Genomic DNA, 2500 nt, shown 5'->3' with positions numbered 1-2500 from the left:
GGCCGAAAGGCGTAGACGATGGACAACAGGTTGATATTCCTGTACCACCTCCCCGCCGTTTGAGCAATGGGGTGACGCAGTAGGATAGGGTGAGCGCGCTGTTGGTTATGCGCGTCTAAGCAGTGAGGTGTGGAATGAGGCAAATCCCGTTCCTATAACATTGAGCTGTTACAGCAAGGGGATTTATCCCTGAGTCCCTGATTTCACGCTGCCAAGAAAAGCCTCTAGCGAGGCGGGAGGTGCCTGTACCGCAAACCGACACAGGTAGGCGAGGAGAGAATCCTAAGGTGATCGAGAGAACTCTCGTTAAGGAACTCGGCAAAATGACCCCGTAACTTCGGGAGAAGGGGTGCTCTGGTAGGGTGTTAAAGCCCGAGAGAGCCGCAGTGAATAGGCCCAGGCGACTGTTTAGCAAAAACACAGGTCTCTGCAAAACCGCAAGGTGAAGTATAGGGGCTGACGCCTGCCCGGTGCTGGAAGGTTAAGAGGAGAGGTCAGCGCAAGCGAAGCTTCGAATTGAAGCCCCAGTAAACGGCGGCCGTAACTATAACGGTCCTAAGGTAGCGAAATTCCTTGTCGGGTAAGTTCCGACCCGCACGAAAGGCGTAACGATCTGGGCACTGTCTCAACGAGAGACTCGGTGAAATTATAATACCTGTGAAGATGCAGGTTACCCGCGACAGGACGGAAAGACCCCGTGGAGCTTTACTGTAACCTGATATTGAATTCCGGTGCAGCCTGTACAGGATAGGTAGGAGCCTTGGATTCCGGAGCGCTAGCTTCGGATGAGGCGTTGGTGGGATACTACCCTGGCTGTATTGGACTTCTAACCCATGCCCCTTATCGGGGCAGGAGACAGTGTCAGGCGGGCAGTTTGACTGGGGCGGTCGCCTCCTAAAGAGTAACGGAGGCGCCCAAAGGTTCCCTCAGAATGGTTGGACATCATTCGTAGAGTGCAAAGGCATAAGGGAGCTTGACTGCGAGACCTACAAGTCGAGCAGGGTCGAAAGACGGGCTTAGTGATCCGGTGGTTCCGCATGGAAGGGCCATCGCTCAACGGATAAAAGCTACCCCGGGGATAACAGGCTTATCTCCCCCAAGAGTCCACATCGACGGGGAGGTTTGGCACCTCGATGTCGGCTCATCGCATCCTGGGGCTGTAGTCGGTCCCAAGGGTTGGGCTGTTCGCCCATTAAAGCGGTACGCGAGCTGGGTTCAGAACGTCGTGAGACAGTTCGGTCCCTATCCGTCGCGGGCGCAGGAAATTTGAGAGGAGCTGTCCTTAGTACGAGAGGACCGGGATGGACATACCTCTGGTGTACCAGTTGTCTTGCCAAAGGCATCGCTGGGTAGCTATGTATGGACGGGATAAATGCTGAAAGCATCTAAGCATGAAGCCCCCCTCGAGATGAGATTTCCCATTACGCAAGTAAGTAAGATCCCTCAAAGAAGATGAGGTTGATAGGTCTGGGGTGGAAGCACGGCGACGTGTGGAGCTGACGGATACTAATCGATCGAGGACTTAACCAATTTGGAAAAGGGCTTGATTACCCTGATTCGTGTAGCACAATGTCTGTTTTATTCAGTTTTGAGCGAACAAGCTCAAAGAGTCTGGTGACGATTGCGAAGAGGTCACACCCGTTCCCATCCCGAACACGGAAGTTAAGCTCTTCAGCGCCGATGGTAGTTGGGGGTTTCCCCCTGCGAGAGTAGGACGTCGCCGGTCTCATTGAAAGGTCATTACCTTATAGGTAGTGGCTTTTTTTGTGTTTATTTTTAGGATCTATAATAAATATTAATGCATCCATACAACTTTATGGTTCGAGCGCTTAACCGTTCTCTTCTGTAAACGTCGTGGTTATGCTTGCGGGTGTGGAAATAGTAATGACGAGCATGAATCCAAGCTTTAAAGTACGGTTGAACAGTCGTTAGAACGCCTTTTGATTATCGCGCATTACTTCCATTAATGTCGCTATACTTACTGAGAAATTGATATAGTATGACTGAATGTACAAAAAGAATTAAATGAGCAACGTACTATATATGTTGAACTAATGATTCTATATAATCTCCAGCAAAGGCGCCTCAAGGGGCAGCCGAAGCAATAAGACTGACAGCGGTTTTCTTTCTGGCTTATTGCGGGAGGCATCCCCTAGCGCCGAACGTTGTTGAGTGGATTCTTTATATCAACACATATAGATAAGCGAAGTGTAACGCGTATGGTATTAGGCGCTTGAATTACTTTAAAGCTAAAATAGTATTGAACGTTAAGAATAAAAAAGAGGTTTATTCAGGATAAAGGGTGACATGCAAATCACAACCTCATCACAACATTTGAATTAGATCCTATTTTTAAGAATGCCTTGTTTTACTTGCATTAATTCATCTGTGAAATATGAATGGCTATGCCTTAACATTCAGTGATGCCGTTTGAAGATAGGGATTGCTGATTTTAAGAGCTCACTTTAGTGGGGTATTGTTTGGATAGTTTATTTCCTCA

General features: G+C 48.6%; 2 rRNA genes (1 of these 2 cut by a window edge). Both read left to right on the top strand.

The annotated features are described in order from the left end of the window. Positions 1 to 1530, top strand: a 23S ribosomal RNA gene (locus AZE41_RS00030) (it extends 1402 nt beyond the left edge of the window). An 80-nt stretch (positions 1531 to 1610) separates the two neighbouring features. After that, positions 1611 to 1726 (top strand): 5S ribosomal RNA (gene rrf / locus AZE41_RS00025). Positions 1727 to 2500 lie beyond the last annotated feature (774 nt).

The organism is Sporosarcina psychrophila, from assembly GCF_001590685.1.
In the GTDB taxonomy this organism is placed as follows: Bacteria; Bacillota; Bacilli; order Bacillales_A; family Planococcaceae; genus Sporosarcina; species Sporosarcina psychrophila.
Note: the sequence above shows the minus strand (reverse complement) of the source record. Positions and strands in the feature narration are given on the sequence as shown.